Annotated in this window: 16 protein-coding genes, 1 tRNA gene and 1 riboswitch; of the genes, 8 read left to right on the top strand and 9 right to left on the bottom strand. The window is 64.8% G+C overall.

The window, feature by feature from the left end; all coding sequences use genetic code 11:
- The 4 genes from CXZ10_RS08405 to CXZ10_RS08390 form a co-directional block, all read right to left on the bottom strand.
- Nucleotides 1–852 (bottom strand): transporter substrate-binding domain-containing protein, encoded by an 852-nt coding sequence (locus CXZ10_RS08405; RefSeq protein WP_180335916.1) that lies wholly within the window; start codon nucleotides 850–852, stop codon nucleotides 1–3.
- 119 nt (nucleotides 853–971) lie between these two features.
- The gene (locus CXZ10_RS08400) at nucleotides 972–1856 is read right to left on the bottom strand and encodes a C40 family peptidase (RefSeq protein ID WP_101288708.1); all 885 of its coding nucleotides are present in this window, start codon (nucleotides 1854–1856) and stop codon (nucleotides 972–974) included.
- Nucleotides 1853–2203 carry a MarR family transcriptional regulator gene (locus CXZ10_RS08395; protein ID WP_101288707.1) on the bottom strand — a complete coding sequence of 117 codons (351 nt, stop codon included), beginning with the start codon at nucleotides 2201–2203 and terminating at the stop codon, nucleotides 1853–1855. The genes CXZ10_RS08400 and CXZ10_RS08395 overlap by 4 nt, the downstream gene beginning before the upstream one ends.
- 48 nt (nucleotides 2204–2251) lie before the next feature.
- Nucleotides 2252–3430 carry an O-succinylhomoserine sulfhydrylase gene (locus CXZ10_RS08390; RefSeq protein ID WP_101288706.1) on the bottom strand — a complete coding sequence of 393 codons (1179 nt, stop codon included), beginning with the start codon at nucleotides 3428–3430 and terminating at the stop codon, nucleotides 2252–2254.
- A gap of 74 nt (nucleotides 3431–3504) precedes the next feature.
- Nucleotides 3505–3584, bottom strand: a riboswitch (SAM riboswitch).
- 216 nt (nucleotides 3585–3800) lie between these two features.
- Between CXZ10_RS08390 and CXZ10_RS21340 the strand changes: the two genes are divergently transcribed.
- The 3 genes from CXZ10_RS21340 to CXZ10_RS08375 all read left to right on the top strand — a co-directional run bounded on the left by CXZ10_RS21340 (nucleotide 3801) and on the right by CXZ10_RS08375 (nucleotide 6532).
- Entirely contained in the window at nucleotides 3801–5207 is a 1407-nt protein-coding gene (locus CXZ10_RS21340) for a diguanylate cyclase domain-containing protein (protein ID WP_180335915.1), read from the top strand.
- A 125-nt stretch (nucleotides 5208–5332) separates the two neighbouring features.
- Nucleotides 5333–6424: a 2'-deoxycytidine 5'-triphosphate deaminase gene (locus tag CXZ10_RS08380; RefSeq protein ID WP_101288705.1), complete on the top strand. Its 1092-nt coding sequence runs from the start codon at nucleotides 5333–5335 to the stop codon at nucleotides 6422–6424.
- A 34-nt stretch (nucleotides 6425–6458) separates the two neighbouring features.
- Nucleotides 6459–6532: transfer RNA gene (locus tag CXZ10_RS08375), tRNA-Gly, on the top strand.
- Nucleotides 6533–6595: 63 nt separating this feature from the next.
- Here the strand turns inward: CXZ10_RS08375 and CXZ10_RS08370 are convergent.
- The gene (locus CXZ10_RS08370; protein ID WP_101288704.1) at nucleotides 6596–8149 is read right to left on the bottom strand and encodes a sensor domain-containing diguanylate cyclase; all 1554 of its coding nucleotides are present in this window, start codon (nucleotides 8147–8149) and stop codon (nucleotides 6596–6598) included.
- A gap of 245 nt (nucleotides 8150–8394) precedes the next feature.
- Nucleotides 8395–8757, bottom strand: coding sequence for a plasmid stabilization protein (locus CXZ10_RS08365; protein ID WP_101288703.1), 363 nt, complete (start codon nucleotides 8755–8757; stop codon nucleotides 8395–8397).
- A gap of 158 nt (nucleotides 8758–8915) precedes the next feature.
- Between CXZ10_RS08365 and CXZ10_RS08360 the strand changes: the two genes are divergently transcribed.
- Nucleotides 8916–10010 carry a low temperature requirement protein A gene (locus CXZ10_RS08360; protein ID WP_101288702.1) on the top strand — a complete coding sequence of 365 codons (1095 nt, stop codon included), beginning with the start codon at nucleotides 8916–8918 and terminating at the stop codon, nucleotides 10008–10010.
- Here CXZ10_RS08360 and CXZ10_RS08355 read toward each other — a convergent pair.
- The 3 genes from CXZ10_RS08355 to CXZ10_RS08345 all read right to left on the bottom strand — a co-directional run bounded on the left by CXZ10_RS08355 (nucleotide 10007) and on the right by CXZ10_RS08345 (nucleotide 12953).
- Nucleotides 10007–10360, bottom strand: coding sequence for a cupin domain-containing protein (locus CXZ10_RS08355; protein ID WP_101288701.1), 354 nt, complete (start codon nucleotides 10358–10360; stop codon nucleotides 10007–10009). The genes CXZ10_RS08360 and CXZ10_RS08355 overlap by 4 nt on opposite strands.
- An 83-nt stretch (nucleotides 10361–10443) precedes the next feature.
- The gene (lsrK, locus tag CXZ10_RS08350; RefSeq protein ID WP_101288700.1) at nucleotides 10444–12006 is read right to left on the bottom strand and encodes an autoinducer-2 kinase; all 1563 of its coding nucleotides are present in this window, start codon (nucleotides 12004–12006) and stop codon (nucleotides 10444–10446) included.
- Complete coding sequence (locus CXZ10_RS08345) at nucleotides 12003–12953, bottom strand: sugar-binding domain-containing protein (RefSeq protein WP_101288981.1); 951 nt, start codon at nucleotides 12951–12953, stop codon at nucleotides 12003–12005. Before CXZ10_RS08345 ends, lsrK begins: the two co-directional genes overlap by 4 nt.
- Before the next feature lie 367 nt (nucleotides 12954–13320).
- On the opposite strand from CXZ10_RS08345, the gene lsrF reads away from it, so the two are divergent.
- The 4 genes from lsrF to CXZ10_RS08325 all read left to right on the top strand — a co-directional run bounded on the left by lsrF (nucleotide 13321) and on the right by CXZ10_RS08325 (nucleotide 17913).
- Nucleotides 13321–14205: a 3-hydroxy-5-phosphonooxypentane-2,4-dione thiolase gene (gene lsrF, locus CXZ10_RS08340; protein WP_101288699.1), complete on the top strand. Its 885-nt coding sequence runs from the start codon at nucleotides 13321–13323 to the stop codon at nucleotides 14203–14205.
- A gap of 128 nt (nucleotides 14206–14333) precedes the next feature.
- Complete coding sequence (gene lsrA, locus CXZ10_RS08335) at nucleotides 14334–15851, top strand: autoinducer 2 ABC transporter ATP-binding protein LsrA (RefSeq protein WP_101288698.1); 1518 nt, start codon at nucleotides 14334–14336, stop codon at nucleotides 15849–15851.
- Nucleotides 15848–16915 (top strand): autoinducer 2 ABC transporter permease LsrC, encoded by a 1068-nt coding sequence (gene lsrC, locus CXZ10_RS08330; protein ID WP_210199882.1) that lies wholly within the window; start codon nucleotides 15848–15850, stop codon nucleotides 16913–16915. Before lsrA ends, lsrC begins: the two co-directional genes overlap by 4 nt.
- Nucleotides 16912–17913, top strand: a complete 1002-nt coding sequence (locus CXZ10_RS08325) for an ABC transporter permease subunit (RefSeq protein ID WP_101288697.1) — start codon at nucleotides 16912–16914, stop codon at nucleotides 17911–17913. Before lsrC ends, CXZ10_RS08325 begins: the two co-directional genes overlap by 4 nt.
- Nucleotides 17914–17977 lie beyond the last annotated feature (64 nt).

Genomic DNA, 17977 nt, shown 5'->3' with positions numbered 1-17977 from the left:
TCAGTAAAGGCTTTCGGGGAAGAAGCGCAAGGCGAGATCGGCGAGGGTGCCATCGGCATCGAGCGCCCGCAGCGCACCGTCGATGCTGGCCTTGAGCGCCGCATTGTCGGCTGCAACGGCGATCTTCATGCCGTCGCCGAAATAGGCCGGTTCGGTATAGGCGCCGCCGGAAAAGGCGCAGCAGCCCTTGGCCACCGGTCCGGCCAGCCAGAAGGACGCGCCGACCGCCCCGGTGAAGACGGCATCGACTTCGCCGCTCTTGAGGAGCGCGAACAGCTCCGCCTCGCTGCCGGCCGGTTGGGGCTTGGCCGCCGGAAAGAAGTCCTGAATGAAATCCGCGTAACGGCTGCCGGTGACGACGCCCACCGACTTGCCGGCGAGTGTACGCGGCGATGGTTCCACCAGTGCCGGCCAGCGGCGGACGAAGCGGGCCGGCTCGCGGAAATAGGGAACGGAATAGGAAAGATGTTGGCGCAGCGCCGGCGTATCGGCGACGCCGGCGGCGATGGCGTCGGCCTTGTTCTCGCGCACCGCCTCGAGCAACAGCGGAAACGGCCGCACCTGCACGGTACAGGGAATGGAAAGGCGCGCGCAGATCGCCCTGGCGACTTCAACGTTGAAGCCGGTGATAAGGCCGGAGCCATCGACGAAGTTGAACGGCGGAAAGTCGTCGGACGTGACGAAGCGGATCGACGGCGGGCTCGCGCCAGCAGTCGCTCCGGTACCAACGGGCACAAGCCGGGGATAATCGGCCTCCGCCGCCTGGGCAACCGAGATGGGCAATCCTTCCGGCGCGAAGAGGCAGAAAAGCACGCCCAGAGTCGCTGCGATCAAGGGTTTCGACAGGCGCATCTTCAGTCGACTCGGCGGCTGCTCACAAGACATTCTCTTGAGGCTAGCCGAACTCCTCGGTCGGCGAAAGCCTCGCGCCTGCCGTGGCCCGGCCCAACGCGCAGCCGGAGAACCGTGCGTCACGCCTTGGCAAGGTAGCCCGGCAGCCGGCGGACGCTGGTCACCGGCACGCCGCCTGAGGCTATGCGGGCAATGGCGGCGCCGAGCGGCTCGACGACCGTCGCCATGTGGAACCCGTTGGCGTGCAGGAGTTGGTCCGGCCCGGCAACGATGCCGACATGACCTTTCCAGAACACGAGGTCGCCACGCCGGAGAGCATCGGGGTCGCCATTCCAGTCGACCGGCTCGCCGATGGCGGCCTCCTGCTGGTCGGTGTCGCGGGGCGCGGCAACACCGGTCTCGGCCAGCGCCCGCTGGATGAGGCCGGAGCAGTCGATGCCGAGGCTGGAGCAACCGCCCCACAGATAGGGTGTACCGACATAGGCGGCGGCGACAGCGACGAAATCGCCAGCTGCCGGCGCACCGAGCGGCGCGAGGTGTTTCATCACGGTTGCGGTGCCATCGGCGAGCAAGGCGTAGACGAGATTGCGCCGCTCGACCTCGCCCGTGACCGCGACGAGCGCGCCCTGGACCAGAGGGTAGGCCACTGGCAGCTTGAGGTCGGAGCCGGAGAAGGCGAAGGAGCGAAGCTGTGCTACGGCGTGCGTCGGCTCGGGAGCCGAGAAGGAGAGCGCCTCGGCCGGCATGTAGCCGACGTAGCCATCGCGCCTCATCTCAACGAAGGCCCAGCCTTCGTCATCGACGTCCAAGACGCGGATCGCCTCGCCATGTAATGCCTCGCTGTCGAGCGGGCAATCGAAGCGCGGCTCGCGCCGTAGGCCGGCGGTCGGCGCCACGATTCGGGCCGGCCGCGGCTCGACATACCGCTCGGCCGCCACGATGCCAGCGAGTGCGGCGTCGGCAAGGTCGGTGCGGGCGAATGTGGTGCGGCGATCGACGGTCAACGCGGCAGCTCCCTGGCTTTGTCCACGATGATATCGGCGAGGCGTTCGAGGAACAACGCTCCCTCGACCGTCCGATGAACGATGACATTGCGCCTGTCGGCCTCATCGCGCCTGCGGCCCAGAAGCTTCAACTCGCCCATGGTATCGAGGGCACGGGTGATCGCCGGCTTGGTGACGCCAAGCTTCTCCGCAAGGCCGCGCACCGTATGCGGCGGCGGTTCGAGGTAGACGGTGAGCAGCACGGTGATCTGGCGCGGCGACAGGTCTGCGCCGTTCTCGCGCACGGTGGCGAGCGAAACGTCGTGCCAAAGTCTGAGGGCCTGAGCGGGGCGCATGTCGATCGGCATGCGCCCCTTCTACACTCTATTCGTTTCGGAGGCGTTATTATCAGGCGCTCAGGCGCCGAGCGCCTGTTCAAGATCGGCGATCAGGTCGTCGGCATGTTCGAGGCCGACCGACAGACGCAGCAGACCCTGGTTGATGCCGAGCTCCTGCCGAACCTCCTCGGTGAAACGCTGGTGCGTCGTTGTTGAGGGATGAGTGACGAGGCTCTTCGCGTCGCCCAGATTGTTGGAGATCTTGATGATGCCGAGCTTGTTCATGGCAGCGAAGGCGCCGTCGCGGCCGCCCTTCACCTCGAGGGCGATCATGGTCGATCCGCCGCTCATCTGCTTGCGGCAGATATCCGCCTGCGGATGGCTGTCCGATCCTGGATAGATCACTCGCTCGATCTTTGGATGCCCTTCGAGGAAGGTGGCGATCTTTGCGGCGGTCTCCGTCTGGCGGCCGACCCGCAGCGAGAAGGTTTCGAGGGCCTTCAGCATCACCCAGGCATTGAACGGGCTCATGGTGGGGCCGGTCTGGCGCAGGAACACCTGGAGATGTTTCTCCAGGAACTCCTCGTTGCACAGGACGACGCCGCCGAGGCAGCGACCCTGACCGTCGATATGCTTGGTGGCCGAATAGGCGACCACGTCGGCGCCGAGTTCCAGTGGTTTCTGGTAGAGGGCGGTGGCGAAGACGTTGTCGACGACGAGGCGCGCGCCGGCGGCATGGGCGATCTCGGCCACGGCGGCGATGTCCACCACTTCCAGCGTCGGATTGGTCGGGCTCTCGAAGAAGAAGACGCGGGTGTTCGGCCGTACCGCCGCCCGCCACTGGTCGAGGTCACGGCCGTCGACCAGCGTGCATGAGATGCCGAAGCGCGGCGCCAGGTCCTCGACGATGTAGCGACAGGAGCCGAACAGCGCCCGCGCCGCCACGATATGGTCGCCGGCCGACGCCTGCGACAGAATGGCGGCCGTCACCGCCGCCATGCCGGTGGCCGTCGCCCGCGCCACCGGCGCGCCTTCGAGCAGTGCCATGCGCTCCTCGAACATGGTGACGGTCGGATTGGAGAACCGGCTGTACTGGAAGCCCGGATCGAGGTTGAGAAAACGCGCCTCCGCCTGCTCGGCGCTGTCATAGACGAAGCCCTGCGTCACGAACATCGACTCGGACGTCTCCCCCCACTGCGAGCGCAGGCTGCCGCCATGCACGAGGGCGGTGTCGGGATGCCAGGTGACCTTGGTCATGTCTTCGTCCTTCGCTGTCGGAGACCGGAAAAAGCAAACCCGGCTGCGCATAGGCGAGCCGGGTGTCAACGATCGACATGTCCGTCCCGACCTTTTAGCAGCCTTGTTTAGCGTGGCGGCAAGCCGGTCGGCTCAAAGAACCACGATGGAATCAAGGCTAGGGGAAGCGCGGACAAAGGTCAAGCCGAAGGCCATTGCCGCTCGTTGCAGAATCGGCGGAGTGCCGCCTGAGGCAGCAGAGGGCAACGGCGAAATTGCCCATCCTCATAAGATCGCGTTTGGCATACCGAGATTAATCCCGGACCTGCACGGATTATTGGTTGATGGAGGTTCAGGATATTGGTCATGCGACCGTATCTCCGGAGCCCAGATGACCCCGACGGCCAGCCTTGATCGCCGATTCTTCCTGCGGGTGATCCTGCCGATGTTCGGCCTGATCGCCCTTTTGCTCGCCGGCGCCATCGTCGGCGTGCTGATGCTGTCGTCCAAGCAGAACCACCTGTCCATCGAGTTCCAGCAGCGCGCGGCGAAGAATGCCTTTCAGCATTTCGCCGAAGAGCTCGCCAACCAGGCCGCCGGCATGGCCGGTCGCGATGAGACGGCCGCTCATGTCGTCGATGCCTTCGATGCCGGTTGGCTTGCCAGCCATCTCACGGCCGACCAGGACGAGGCCTTCTTCTTCATTCTCGACCCGGATGATCGGACCCTGTTCTCACGTACCGGCGGGCGGGTCGTGTCGACGGAAGCGCGTGGTGTTCTGCCGCCGGCCTTCAGCCAGTTGATCTCGCGCTGGCGTGCCGGCCGCCTGGCCGACACGGCTACCCAGCTCATCGCGGTCGACGGCGCGCCCATATTGTTCGCGTTGGCCGGAATTCATGCCGTCGACGACCGCGACAAGTCGGCCGATGGCGGCCATGTTCTCGCGATCGGTCGCCGTGTCGACCGCGCCAGCCTGGAAGACCTGGCCGAAACTTTCATGCTGCCGAACCTCAGCTACGAGCCCGGCTTCGGGCAGACGACTGAAGGTCCCGGCCGCCTGCGCCTGATGAGCCAGAATGGCACCATGGGCGACTCGCTGGTCTGGGATCCCATCCTGCTGGGTGACCAGATTCTCAAGGCCGTCGGACCAGGGTTGGTGCTGGTCTTCGCGGGCTATCTGGTGCTGACGGCCGTGGTGCTGGTCTTTGCACGCCGCGCTGTCAGGCTGATCAGCGTCAGCGAGGAGAAAGCGCTGCACGATCCGCTTACCGGCCTACCGAACCGGCTGCTGCTGCTCGACCGCATGAAACGCCTGCTTGAACCGAAGCGCGGCGACGACGCCGCGGCAGCGGTCTTCTATCTCGACCTGGACGGCTTCAAGGAGGTCAACGACAGCGCCGGCCATGCCGCCGGTGATGCCGTCCTGATCGGCGTGGCGCGTCGTCTGCGCGAGTTCTGCCGGGCCGAGGACACGGTGGCCCGGCTCGGCGGCGACGAGTTCGTCATGGTCATCCCGACGGACGATCGGCAGCTGATCGAAGCGCGTGCCGAAGCGGTGCTGGCCGCCTTGAGCAGTCCCTATCAGTACAATGGTCACTCGCTGGTCATCGGTGTCAGCATCGGCGTTGCCTTGGCGCCGGAACATGGCCTCGACGTTGCCGCCTTGCTGCACAAGGCCGATGCCGCGCTCTACGCGGCCAAGCAGGGCGGCAAGGGACTGGTCAGATTCTATCGCAAGAACATGCGCAGCGAGACGGTTTCCCGGAATCCTGTCGCCCCTCAGCCTGCCGGAGCCTGAGGGGCGATGATTTTCGCCGGTCTTCGAGTTTCCATGGACGGCAAAACAGGCTAGAGCTTCGGAAAGCTTGGCCGGCACCCTTCCGATGCCGGCCTTCTCCTTGCCTTCCGGATGCTTAGCACGCCATGACCGAGACCGCCGGCATTCTTCCCGCCCATCGCATTCGCGAGTTGTTCGACGCCGGTGCCATCGCTTCGACGCGGCCGCTCGATGCCGATCAGATCCAGCCGGCTAGCCTCGATCTGCGCCTGGGGCCGGTCGCCTATCGCTTGCGGGCGAGTTTCCTTCCCGGCGGTGACGCCACCGTCGAGGAGAAGCTCGGCTATCTCGCACTGCATGAACTCGATCTGAGCGCCGGCGCGGTGCTGGAGACGGGCGGTGTCTACCTCGTGCCGGTGCTTGAATCCCTGGCGCTGCCGGCCGAGGTTTCAGCCTCCGCCAATCCCAAGAGCTCGACCGGTCGCATCGATGTTTTCACCCGGCTGATCACCGATCATGGCGTCGCCTTCGACCAGATCGCCGCCGGCTACCGCGGGCGGCTCTGGGTCGAGGTGTCGCCGCGCACCTTCCCGATCAAGGTGCGGGCCGGGTCGCGGCTGAGCCAGGTCCGTTTCCGCCGCGGCGACGCGCGCCTCGATGATACCGAGTTGGCGTCGCTTCACGCTCGCTATCCGCTGGTCGATCGGGAGCCGCGCTTCGAGCACGGCCTGACGCTGTCCATCGATCTTGCCGGGGCGGGCGAGGGCGCGCTGATCGGCTATCGGGCCCGACGCCACACCAGCGTTCTCGACGTCGACGCCAAGGCCGCCCAGGAGGTCGCCGATTTTTGGGAGCCGATCACGGCGCGCGGCCGGCCGTCGCTGATCCTCGACCCGGACGAGTTCTACATCTTGGTTTCGCGCGAGGCGGTGCAGGTGCCCCCCGAAACGGCGGCCGAGATGGTGGCGATCGATCCCCTGGTGGGCGAGTTTCGCGTTCACTACGCAGGCTTCTTCGATCCCGGCTTCGGTCACGCCCCGGCCGGCGGCAAGGGCGCGCGCGCCGTGCTGGAGGTGAGAAGCCACGACGTGCCCTTCATCCTCGACCATGGGCAGACCATCGGCCGCCTCGTTTACGAGCGCATGGTGGAGGTGCCGTCCACCCTCTATGGTCAGGGCATGGGATCCAACTATCAGGCGCAAGGGCTGAAGCTGTCCAAGCACTTCCGGGCCTCTTGACAGCGCCGGGCGGGGCTGCGATCTAGGTCGCGTCGCGGGTGTAGCTCAATGGTAGAGCAGCAGCTTCCCAAGCTGAATACGAGGGTTCGATTCCCTTCACCCGCTCCAGCTTTCATCGCTCCAGTGAGTTGATCGCGCAGGTGTTCTTGCGTGCGACCCGGGTCTGCGGCCTCAAATGTCGGCTGCAATGGGCGGTGACGCCTGGCCGGCCGTTACCCGGTTGCGGCCTGCAGCCTTGGAGGCGTAGAGCGCCGCGTCGGCCATCTCCACAGTCTGTCGCATGGTCATTCCAGGGGAGGCCACGGCATAGCCGATGCTGATGGTTATGTGGCCAAAGGGCGAGTCTGGGTGCTGGATAGCGAGATCCTCCACCGACTGCCGCACCGAATCCAGGTAGGCGTAGAGCTTGGCGGCGTCGGTGATGGTCAGCACCAGCGTGAATTCCTCGCCGCCGTAGCGTGCCGCTATTTCGGTTCCGCGCCTTGCGACACGACGCAACGTTCGGCCGACCTGCTGCAAGGCGTTGTCGCCGGCCGCGTGGCCAAATCTGTCGTTGAAGCGCTTGAAGCCGTCGATATCGATCATGGCAACGGCGAGAGCCGTTTGCTCATCGGCCAAAAGCCGGTCGCAATGCTCGAAATGGACGTCGAGCGCGCGCCGGTTCGCCAGCCCCGTCAGGGAATCCAGCTTGCTGGCATCGTCCAGTCTCTCCACCATGAGGTTGAGGGCGGAGGCGAGCACCTTGAAATCGGGGAAGGGCGATTTGACCGAGATGCGCTGCCCCTGTCCGCCGGAGGTGATCTCGCTGGCGAGCTTCGTTATTTTCCTCAAGGTCCGGAAGAAGAAGAACTCGATCGCCGTCATGACGGTGGCGGCCAGAATGATGACTTCAAAGAGGGATATGACGATGGCAAACCCGAGCTTCTGATCTTCTCTGGAGTAAACCCCCTTCAGAGGTGTTGAGAAAAGCATGCGCGCATCGTTCATGGGGAGCTTTACAACGCCGATGTAACTGGCAGTCTCGTCCTTCGTCCGTGGTGCGATGATACCTGCCTCGATGGAAGACGACGCGTCTATTGTGGTTTGGTCGAAAGACAAATCTGGCTGAGCCAGGGCCGCCGAGTCGAGTGTTTCTCCTTTCCCGTTCACAAGGATCGCCTTCCCAAGTGGAACTTGAAACAGGTCGAAGATATCGTTCCGCAAAGCGGATACGGTAAGGGATATGACGACGAGATACTCGACTTTATCGTTCTTTTTTATGACGGATACAGATGATATGACGACAGTATTGGAGATGCTGCTGTAGTGGATGTCTCCCCAGAATGTATTGCTGTGGCGTATGCTCTTGAAATGCTTTGATGGCCCCTGTGCGGCAATCCCTTCCGCAGAGCTTGTGGAGGAGCAGTAGACGACCGCTTTGGGTGTCATAATGGAAATATGTTCGATCCGCTTATCCATGGAGCGGATTTTATTGAGGTTTTCGCTGCATTCGGCGGGGGGGACACGTTGAAAGCTGTCATTGGCCGCGATGAGCGAAGCCATATTCTCGACGTCGGCTTGTACGTCCATCAGGAAATCGCGCGTTCTGTTGATGGACGTTCTGAGCCCTTGCTCGACGTTCCTGACGGCATCCGCTCGCTCCTTCTGCGCCCCAATGATTTGCCCGACAAGAAAGGGTGTCAGGCAAATGGACAGCACGGCGAGAACGACAAGGCGGATTCGCATTAAAGCCTCGGGCAAGCGAAACAAAGCGACAGTAAGGCGCCCAAGGGTCACTATCAGGCAACAGTGAAAAATCGCTTATCAATCAAAATGATATAGAGCCGGGTCGGAAAAAACCTGCTGCCTGTCAGTCAAATTCAGAGAAAGAAAACGTTTTCACTAAAAGGCGAGAATGTTGCAACTGAATCGGACGGAATCTCGACGAACCGTGTGCCAAAGCTTTCCTGATCCCCGCCGCCGGGCAAAGCTTACCCGGCAGCCCCCTCCCGGTTGCGCTTGCGGGTCGCAGCGGCCTTCTTGGCTGAAGCCGATCGTTCCTCTCTGGATCGGGAGGCCGCGGCTTTCTTGGCCGAGGCCGAGCGGTCTTCCCGCGACCGGGATGCCGAGGCGGCACCACCTCTGCGGCCACCTTTCTCGGAGGAAACGTGGGTGTCCGGACGGCCGCGTCCCGAGCCGGACTTGTTGCCGCCGCCGCTTTCCTTGTTGACAGTCGCCCAGGCGCGGCGCACGGCTTCGTCCTCGGATACGCCACGCTCTTCGTAGCTTTCCTCGATATGCTCGGCCTTGCGCTTCTGCTTGTCGGTATAGGCGGATTTGTCTCCCCGGGGCATGGAACCTCTCCTTCCTGCTGGTGGGTTCGGCCTAAACCGCCCGCTGACGAGAAAGTTCCGCGTCGCGCCGTCTTCGGTTGCATGGCACCTCGAATCGACTACTCTCCCAGTCATTCTTGTCGATCTGCATTTCGGCGTCGTTTTGGGCGGGGGCCTCGATGACTTCAGCAGTTGAGGGGACAGGCGAGCGTCGCGCGGCGACGGTCGAGCTTCTTTTTGACCTGACCTTCGTCTTTGCGATCACCCAAGTCACACATCTTCTGAAGGCGGCGCACACGCCAGGCGATGTCATCGGCGCCCTGTCGATCCTGACTTTCCTATGGTGGATGTATGGTGGTTACGTCTGGCTGGCGAGCCACATCGCCTCGCCGCGAGCGTTGACAGCGGTCATGCTGGTCGCCATGGCCGGCACGTTCTTCCTCGCCATCGGCATTCCGGGGCTGCACGAGCACAGTACCGCCGTGCTCGGCGGTGGCGCTCTGTTTGTCGTGGCGGTGCATATCCTGGCTTTCGCCAAACTCGCCGGCCTGGTCGGTCCGACCTTGCGCTTCGGCGCCGTCAATGTCGGTACCGCGCTGTTGCTGGGCGTGTCCGGCTACCTGCCAGGTCTTGCCGGCAGTATCGCCCAGGCTCTGGTGGTCGTCGTTCTGGTCGCCATGGCGCTGCTCTATTCGGCGCGCGCATTCACGCTGTCACCCGACCACTTCGTCGAGCGGCATGGCTTGCTGCTGCTCATTGTCTTTGGCGAGAGCGTTATTTCGATCGGCATTTCGCTCTCCGCCGGCGGCGTGGTGACCGGTCTGATCGAGGCGGGCCTGTCGCTTGCCATCATCATCGCGCTGTGGTCGGCCTACTTTGCCGGTGACGACAGGCGCGCCGAACGGCGGCTATCCGCTCTTGCTCCGGCCGAGCGCGGACGGGCCGCGCTGGTGGCCTATTGGTTCGCCTTCCTGATGATGATCGGCGGCGTGCTGTGCCTGTCGGTCGGCCTCAAGGAGCATTTCGGTCCGCAGGCAGGGGAGGCGCATCTTTCCTTCTGGCTCGCTCTCGGACTGGTCTTTTACTATGCCGGAACGGCTCTGTTCCGCCATGGCATGAAGCTTCACGGCGCGCTGCCGCGTCTCGCCGCGGCCGTCGCAGGCGGCTTGCTTTCTGTGGTTTCGCTCCCGCCGGCCGGGCTTCTCGGCCTCGCCTTGGCGATCGCCGTCGCTGCACTCATCGCTGATGAGATGATGGCGCGCGCCGGCCACTAATCTTCGGGCGACCAGGCGATCGGTACGCTGTCCTTGGGATCGTAGGGCGCCTTGACGAACACCGCTTTCCACGGCGTATCGCCGCGGTTGACCACGTGATGGCCTTCGCCGGGCTCGCAGCGCAGGAAATCGCCGACGCCGAGCACATGCAGCTCGCCGTCCACATACATGTGCACCTCGCCGGCGATCGTCAGGAAGTTCTCCTCGATATGCTGGTGCTTGTGGGTGTTGAAATGCTGGCCCGGCTGCAGCGTCACCACGCCGATATCGATGCGCGGACCGCGCAGCAGATATTTGGGGCCATGATCGCCGAAGCGATAGTCGTGCTCGTCTTCTTTGGTCTTGAACATTGGTCCTCCGCCGCTGTCCTTGTCGGGACGACGGTCCTTTTCAACTCGAATCTTCGGTTTACGGCTGGCTTCCGGCGCAGGCGCTAGAGGCCGGGAGCCTTCCACATCGATCGGGTAATGCCGGCGTCCACGAGCTGCCGCTGGGCGGCATAGGCCGTGCGCCAGCGCTGGGTCACCTCGCCATAGAAGAGGTGTCGACTGGCATCCGGCTCGTAGCGGCGGCGCCAGCGAACGACGGCGTCGGCCGCTTCCGGCAGCGAGGCGTATTCGCCGATGCCGACCCAGGCGGCGAGACCGGCGGCCAGCGCAGTGGCCTCGGTGACTTCCGGCACCTTCACCGGCAGGCCGGTGACGTCGGACAGGATCTGACCCCAGAGCGCCCCCTTGGACGCGCCGCCGGCGAAGACGAGATCGGTGAGCGTCACGCCGGCGAGGTCTGCGGCGAGCCGCAGGTTCTCCGAGGCGACAATGGCCGCATTCTCCTGGATGGCGCGGAAGATCTGCGGCTTGCCGCAGACGCTGGCGTCGAGCGACAGGTTCAGAAGCGACGGCGCGGCGTGATACCAGGCGCCGCAGTTCATCACGTCCGAGAATATGGGCAGGATGCCGTTGGCGCCGGGCGCCACCGTCGCCGACTTCTCCTCGAGCAGGGCGTAGACGTCGATGCCTCGCTCGGCGGCGATTCGCTTTTCCTCGTCGCAGAAGGCGTCGCGGAACCAGCGGGTGGTCATGCCGACCATGAAGGCGATGCCTTCGGCCTGGCTGAGGCCGGGCACCACGTGTGGGTTGACGCGCACCCGCATGGCCGGATCGGCGGTCGGCCTGGGCATGTTGACCACTTCCTGCCAGAAGGTGCCGCCGAGCACCGCCGCTTCGCCGGCGCGACCGACACCAAGGCCGAGCGCGCCGAGCTGCACATCGCCGCCCCCGACCACCACCGGCGTTCCTGCCGCAAGACCGGTGTCCGCCGCCGCAGCGGCCGTCACGCGGCCGATCGCCGTGCCGGTTTCATGGACGGGCGGCAGGATGGCCGGGTCGACACCGGCCCGGCGGGCAACATCGGCATCCCAGGTCCTGCTGTCGAGCGCCAGGAGGCCGCTGGTCCCGCCATTCGACGGATCGCAGACGATTTCGCCCGAGAGACGGGCAACGATCCAGTCGGACAGCATGCACATCCGCGCCGTGCGGGCGTGGACATCGGGCAGGTGGCGCTCGATCCATTTGAGCCGCGGAATGGCGCCGAGCGCGAAGGTCTGGCCGGTCACGGCATAGGCGTCGCGCTCGAAGCCGGGCATGGCAGCCTTAAGGGCCTTCGTCTCGTCGGACGCTCGCGAGTCGACATTGGCGCAGGCCCAGAGCTCGCGCCCATTCCGGTCCCACAGAACGATGCCTTCGCGCATCGATGTGGCACTGACGGCCCGGATAGCCGATGCCGGTAGGCCAGAGTCAGCCAGCGCCTTGCGCACGCAACGGACGAGCAAGGCCCAGTTGGCGGCGCAGTCGAACTCCATGGAGCCGGGATGACGCGGATCGCTGAGATGCGTCCATTCTTCCTGCGCCACCGCCACCTGGCGGCCGGCCCGATCGAAAATGACGGCCCGGCCGCTGCCGGTGCCGGCATCGATGGCGAGAACGTGGGGGGTCATGCTTGGTCTTTCTCGATGATGGCTTGGGCGGTCGGCTCGTCGGTGATCAGCACGTCGATGCGCCCACCACGGGCGGCGGCGCGGATGGCATCGATCTTCTTGGGGCCGCCGGCGGCGGCGATGACCTGCGGGATGGCCGATAGGGCGCCGAAATCGAGGCCGACCAGCATCTTGTGGAAGGGAAGGTCGAGCGGCTCGCCGTTCTGGTCGTAGAAGATGCCGATAATGTCGCCGACGGCACCCTGGCGGCGGAAGATCTCGAACTGCGAGCGGCTGGCGTAGCCGGAGGCGATCAGCGTCGCTTCGTCGGCGACGGCGCCGATGCCGACCAGCGCATAGTTGGCCGTCCGCGCCATGCTCATCACCTCGACGACATGCCGCTCGGCCCGGATCGCCTCGGCGATATTCTCCTGCGACACGACGAGCGGCGCCGGAATGAGATGGACGTTCTGGGACGAGCGGCCGGAGGCGACGCCTTCGATATAGGCCGAGACGCCGCCGGTCAGGCTCACCAGTGAGATGTCTCTGTAGGAAAGGGTGCGGGCGAGGCGTTGCAGCGTGCCCATCACGGTGGCGCCCCAGCCGACCGCCAGCATTTCCTGGTCCTTGAGGCGGCCCATCAGATACTGGCTGGCCGCTTCCGCGAGACGATCGTTGATGTTGCCGGTCTCCTGGGCGGGAATGACGCGCGCTTCGTCGAGGCCGTAGATTTCCTGCAGCCTGGCCTCGAGCGCAAAGCAGCCGCCATAGCTGGAGTTGATGTGAACGTGGATCAGTCCCATCTTCCGGCCGCGGTCGAGCATGCGCGACACCTTGATGCGCGATAGGTTCAGGCGCTCGCCGATTTCGCTCTGCGTCAGGCCGTCGTGATAATAGTGCCAGGCAACGCGGCTCAGCAGCTCTTCCTCGTGCGGCTCGAATGCCAGTTCGTCGTTGGCTTCGTTCACGTCGCTCACCTTCAAGACATTTGCACGCACGACCCGATCAGCGGCTCGACGCGGTGTTTCCGTCGATCATATGATCACGATGCGCACATAAGCGCAAGACGGGAAGTTTCTGATCATCATTAAGTCGCATTAGGCTTTTGGGTGATCACCGCGTGTATAAGGAAAATCAATGAGTTATCACGGGATTTCTCGAATGCCTGAAATTTGCGGCCGGGTTCGTTTGGATCGCGATGTCACTTATGTGCAGAATTCTGGTTGACGATGGCGGCCGGTCGGCAAATAATCCGGTGTGCAATTGATAAGGCGGCGTTCATTTGAACGATAGGTACTGCTGATTGCAGACCCCGCCCACCCATTGGAGGACCTCATGGCCGATTTGGACGACGTGAAGGAAGGCAAGGATTTCGGATTGGACAAACCGGTCGAGGTGAAGGCGTTCCCCGTTCGTGGTTCCGTTTCTCTCGATTGGGGCATGCAGGATCGTCTTGCCCGCATCTTCCAGCCCAAGAGCGGCCGCACCGTCATGCTGGCCTTCGATCACGGCTATTTCCAGGGGCCGGCCACCGGCCTTGAACGGCTCGATCTCACCATTCGCCCGCTCGTTCCCTACACCGACGTGTTGATGTGCACGCGCGGCGGTCTCCGCCAGACCATGCCTGCCGACAGCCGCAAGCCCGTGGTGCTGCGTTGTTCTGGCGGCATGAGCGTGCTCACCGAGCTGTCGCGCGAACTGGTCGCGGTCGATATTGAGGATGCCATCCGCCTCAATGCCTCGGCGATCACCACCAATGTCTACGTCGGCGCCGAGTACGAGCATCAGTCGCTCGCCAATCTCGTCAAGCTGATCGACACCGGCAATCGCTACGGCATTCCGACCATGGCGGTGACGGGTGTCGGTAAGGACATGGTGCGCGACGCCCGCTATTTCGGCCTCGCCACGCGCATCTGTGCCGAACTCGGCGCCCACATCGTGAAGTCCTATTATATCGACACTGGCTTCGAGAAGGTCGTGGCCGGCTGCCCGGTGCCGATCGTCATCGCAGGCGGCAAGAAGCTGCCGGAACGCGATGCGCTCGAAATGGCCTGGCGCGCCATCGACCAGGGAGCGGCCGGCGTCGACATGGGTCGCAACATCTTCCAGTCCGATTGTCCTGTCGCGATGATCGCTGCCGTGCGCGCCGTGGTGCATGACGGAGAGAGCGTCGACAAGGCCTACGACATCTACAAGGCCGGCAAGGCCAAGGCCGCCTAAGGCCAGTTACACGGACCGCGAACCGCGCCGTCGGGCCTCCATGGGAGGTCCGGCGGACCGCCCGGCAAGGGCACCGAGGCGCGGGCATGCCCCAGCGTTTCCAAGAACAAAGTTGGGAGACTGTCGACATGGCGGGGATCTCGCCGACCGACCAGCGATGCCCGCTGGTCGAAGCCAGGCAAATCTGGAAATTCTTCGGCTCCATCGCCGTGCTGCGCGGCGTCGACCTGACGCTTCGGCCGGGCGAGGTGCACGCGCTGCTGGGTGGCAACGGTGCCGGCAAGTCGACGCTGATGAAGATGATCGCCGGCCTGCATTGCGTCGACCGAGGCGAACTCCTGGTCTGCGGTGAAGACGCTTCGGCGATGACGCCGGTCACCGCCCGTCAGGCCGGCATCCATCTGGTGCCGCAGGAGCCGATGCTGTTCCCGAGCCTGTCGGTCGAGGAAAACGTGCTGATGCACGTTCCCGGCAATCGCAAGGACCTGCGTGCCCGCCTCGAAACGCTGATCGCCGAGATTGGCGCCGGCATGACGCTGTCGACCCAGGCCGGCCAGCTCGAAGTGGCCGACCAGCAGATGGTCGAGATCCTGCGCGGCCTCATCCGTGACGCCCGCATCCTCATTCTCGACGAGCCGACGTCAGCGTTGACCCCGCGCGAGGTGGGCAAGCTGTTCGAGCGCATCCGGGCGCTCACCGCCCAGGGTGTCGGCATTTTCTTCATTTCCCACAAGCTTGGCGAGATCCGCGAGATCGCCGACATTGTCTCCATCCTGCGCGACGGCCAAGTGGTGCTGGCCGGCCCGCCGAAGTCCTTCACCGACGCCGAGATCGTCGCCGCCATGACCCATGTCGAGGGCAAGGAAGGCTTCACGCTCGGCCGCGCCGCCGCCCCGGTGGAGCGCGGGCCCGAACGGCTGCGCGTTGAAGGACTGGCCGGCGAAGGCTTCGCCGACGTGACCTTTTCGCTGCATTCCGGCGAGATCCTCGGCCTTGCTGGCGTCGTCGGCTCCGGACGTACCGAACTCGCCGAGACCATCTACGGCATCCGCCCCGCCGCCCGTGGCCGCATCCTCGTCGACGGCAAGCCGCTTACCGGTCATGGCCCGCGCCAGAGCCTCGATGCCGGCGTCGTCTACCTGCCGGAAGACCGGCAAGTGTCGGGGCTGTTCGTCAACGCACCGCTCGTTTGGAACGCCTCGGCGCTGGTGCTCCACCGGGGGCGCGAATGGCTGCCGCTCGCCAAGGAACGGGCCGATTTCTCCGAACAGATCAAACTGCTGGGCATCGTCTGCGGCAGTGCCGATCAGCCGGTTCGCACGCTGTCGGGCGGCAACCAGCAGAAGGTGCTGCTCGCCAAGTGCCTCGCCGCCGGTCCGCGCGTCCTCATCCTCGACGAGCCGACGCGCGGCGTCGACGTCGCCGTGCGTGCCGACATCTACCGGCTGATCGACCGGCTGGCCGGCGAGGGCCTCGCCATCCTCCTGATTTCTTCCGACCACGAGGAGGTCGAACGCCTCAGCCACCGCGTCTTGGTGATGAACCACGGCTATCCGGGCGGCCTGCTCGAAGGCTCCGACATCACCATCAACGCCATTGCCCGCCTCTCCTTCGGGGTCGGCGCCAAAATGGACGCTGCGCAATGATCATCCGCTTCCTGCAGCGCCACCGCGAAGCCTCGGTCGCGCTGATCATCGTCTTCCTCTTCGCGATTCTCGGCCTCGTCGACCACAGCTACCTGTCCCTCGACACGATGCTGCTCGTCTATGGCAATAGCCTCATCCTGTTCGTGCTGGCGATCGGCGCCACCATGGTCATGGCGACGCACGGCCTCGACGTCTCCGTCGGTTCGATCATGGGCCTTGCGGCGGTGGTCGCCGGCCTGTTGATGAATGCCGGCTGGGGCATTCCCGCCTCGATCGGCGTCGCGCTTCTCGTCGGTCTTCTCTGTGGCCTCTTCAACGGTGTCCTGGTGTCGTGGCTGAAGGTGTCGGCCATCGTTGCCACGCTCGGCACGCTCGGCCTCTACCGCGGCTTCGTCCATCTCCTGTCGGGCGGCAGCTGGATCGAGGGTCTGCCGGAAGGGTTCAAGGCCTTGACCAAGGCCGGGGCGCTCGGCCTGTCGCCGGTCGCCTGGCTGGTGCTGGTCCTGTTGATCGCCGCCCATCTCGGCCTGCGCTACACCGCCTTCGGCCGGTCGATGTTCGCGGTCGGCGACAACCGCGAGGGCGCCCGTCTCATCGGCATCCGCGTCAACGAGGTGCAGATCGTCGCCTACGGGCTCAACGGCCTCCTGGCCGCGCTGGCCGGCGTCATCTTCGCTTCGCAGATCGGCTTCATTCCCAACACCGCAGGCACCGGCATGGAGATGCGCGCCATCGCGTCCAGCGTACTTGGCGGCGTCAGCCTGCTGGGCGGCACCGGAACGGTGCTCGGCGCGGCGCTTGGCGCCTACTTCATGACGTCGATCGACAGCATCCTCGTGCTGCTGCGCCTCGAGGCCTACTGGAACGACATCATCGCCGGCGCCATCCTGCTGGTGGTGCTGATCACCGATGGCAAGATCCGCGAGGCCGTCGATCGCCTCCTCCGCTACCAGAAATACCGCAAGTTCATCGATCCGCAGGCGGCCGGCCAGCAAGGCGAGCTTGCCAAGGCCGCGGTGCGGCCGCTCAAGACGGCACTTGAGACCTCGGAGGCGCGCAAATGAAGCTTCATCCTGCCCTCAAGCGCTGGGAGAGCGTGCTCGCACTGCTCCTGATTGCCGAGATCCTGGTGTTCGGCGCCATCAACCCGGTGTTCCTGCAGCCGTCCATGCTGCTCTACGCCACCTCCGACTTCATCCATGTCGGCATCACCGCGCTGGCCCTGACGCTGGTCATCATCACCGGCGGCATCGACCTGTCGCTCGGCTCGGTGATGGGCCTGTCGGCCATCACCTTGGGCATCCTCTGGGTGGGCGGCGTCGACATCTGGATGGCGGCCGTGGCAGCGCTCGCCGTCGGCACGCTTGGCGGCGTCTTCAACGCCGTCGCCATCCATCTGTCGAAGGTCAACCCGCTGGTGATCACGCTCGGCACCGGCTTCCTGTTCGGCGGCGCCGCACTGGTGCTGTCCGGCCTCGCCGGCGCCACCGGCTACGAGGGCATCAGCAACTTCGACCCGGCCTTCGTCAATCTCGCCAATCTCGAGGTCTTCGGCCTGCCGTTGCCCTTCGCTCTGTTCCTGGTGCTGACCGTCGGCTTCATGGCGCTGCTTCACCGGACCCGCTTCGGTCGCTACGTCTACCTGATCGGCCAGAACCCGCGCGCCGCCGCCTATGCCGGCACGCCGGTGTTCCGCACGCTGGTGGTCGCCTATGCGCTGACCAGCCTGATGGCGGCGCTGTCCGGTCTGATCCTCGCTTCCTACTTCGGCTCGGCCCGCTCCGACTTCGGGTCGACGGCGCTGATGCCGGCGATCACCGCCGTGGTGCTCGGTGGTACGTCGATCTACGGCGGCTCGGGCACCATCCTGGGTACGGCGCTCGCCGCGCTCCTGGTCGGCTATCTGCAGACCGGTCTCCAGCTCGTCGGCGTGTCGAGCCATGTATCGAGCGCCCTGTCGGGCGGCCTCTTGGTCATCGTGGTTGCCTTGCGCAGCCTCTCTGAAATGGGACGCGTCTGGTTCCAGCACAGGCGGGTCTTGAGGAACGTTGCCGCCGAATGACGGTCAGACGTTTGTGGAGGAAAGGCCCAAACAGGGGCTCCAGCCCCATGGGCCATGCTTGGAA

The organism is Pleomorphomonas diazotrophica, from assembly GCF_002844595.1.
GTDB lineage: Bacteria > Pseudomonadota > Alphaproteobacteria > Rhizobiales > Pleomorphomonadaceae > Pleomorphomonas > Pleomorphomonas diazotrophica.
This window is presented reverse-complemented; position numbering and strand designations above follow the sequence as displayed.

Coding starts and splice junctions, on each gene's coding strand:
- CXZ10_RS08405 (WP_180335916.1), bottom strand. CDS start 852: ATGCGCCTGTCGAAACCCTTGATCGCAGCGACTCTGGGCGTGCTTTTC.
- CXZ10_RS08395 (WP_101288707.1), bottom strand. CDS start 2,203: ATGCCGATCGACATGCGCCCCGCTCAGGCCCTCAGACTTTGGCACGAC.
- CXZ10_RS08390 (WP_101288706.1), bottom strand. CDS start 3,430: ATGACCAAGGTCACCTGGCATCCCGACACCGCCCTCGTGCATGGCGGC.
- CXZ10_RS21340 (WP_180335915.1), top strand. CDS start 3,801: ATGACCCCGACGGCCAGCCTTGATCGCCGATTCTTCCTGCGGGTGATC.
- CXZ10_RS08380 (WP_101288705.1), top strand. CDS start 5,333: ATGACCGAGACCGCCGGCATTCTTCCCGCCCATCGCATTCGCGAGTTG.
- CXZ10_RS08370 (WP_101288704.1), bottom strand. CDS start 8,149: ATGCGAATCCGCCTTGTCGTTCTCGCCGTGCTGTCCATTTGCCTGACA.
- CXZ10_RS08365 (WP_101288703.1), bottom strand. CDS start 8,757: ATGCCCCGGGGAGACAAATCCGCCTATACCGACAAGCAGAAGCGCAAG.
- CXZ10_RS08360 (WP_101288702.1), top strand. CDS start 8,916: ATGACTTCAGCAGTTGAGGGGACAGGCGAGCGTCGCGCGGCGACGGTC.
- CXZ10_RS08355 (WP_101288701.1), bottom strand. CDS start 10,360: ATGTTCAAGACCAAAGAAGACGAGCACGACTATCGCTTCGGCGATCAT.
- lsrK (WP_101288700.1), bottom strand. CDS start 12,006: ATGACCCCCCACGTTCTCGCCATCGATGCCGGCACCGGCAGCGGCCGG.
- lsrF (WP_101288699.1), top strand. CDS start 13,321: ATGGCCGATTTGGACGACGTGAAGGAAGGCAAGGATTTCGGATTGGAC.
- lsrA (WP_101288698.1), top strand. CDS start 14,334: ATGGCGGGGATCTCGCCGACCGACCAGCGATGCCCGCTGGTCGAAGCC.
- lsrC (WP_210199882.1), top strand. CDS start 15,848: ATGATCATCCGCTTCCTGCAGCGCCACCGCGAAGCCTCGGTCGCGCTG.
- CXZ10_RS08325 (WP_101288697.1), top strand. CDS start 16,912: ATGAAGCTTCATCCTGCCCTCAAGCGCTGGGAGAGCGTGCTCGCACTG.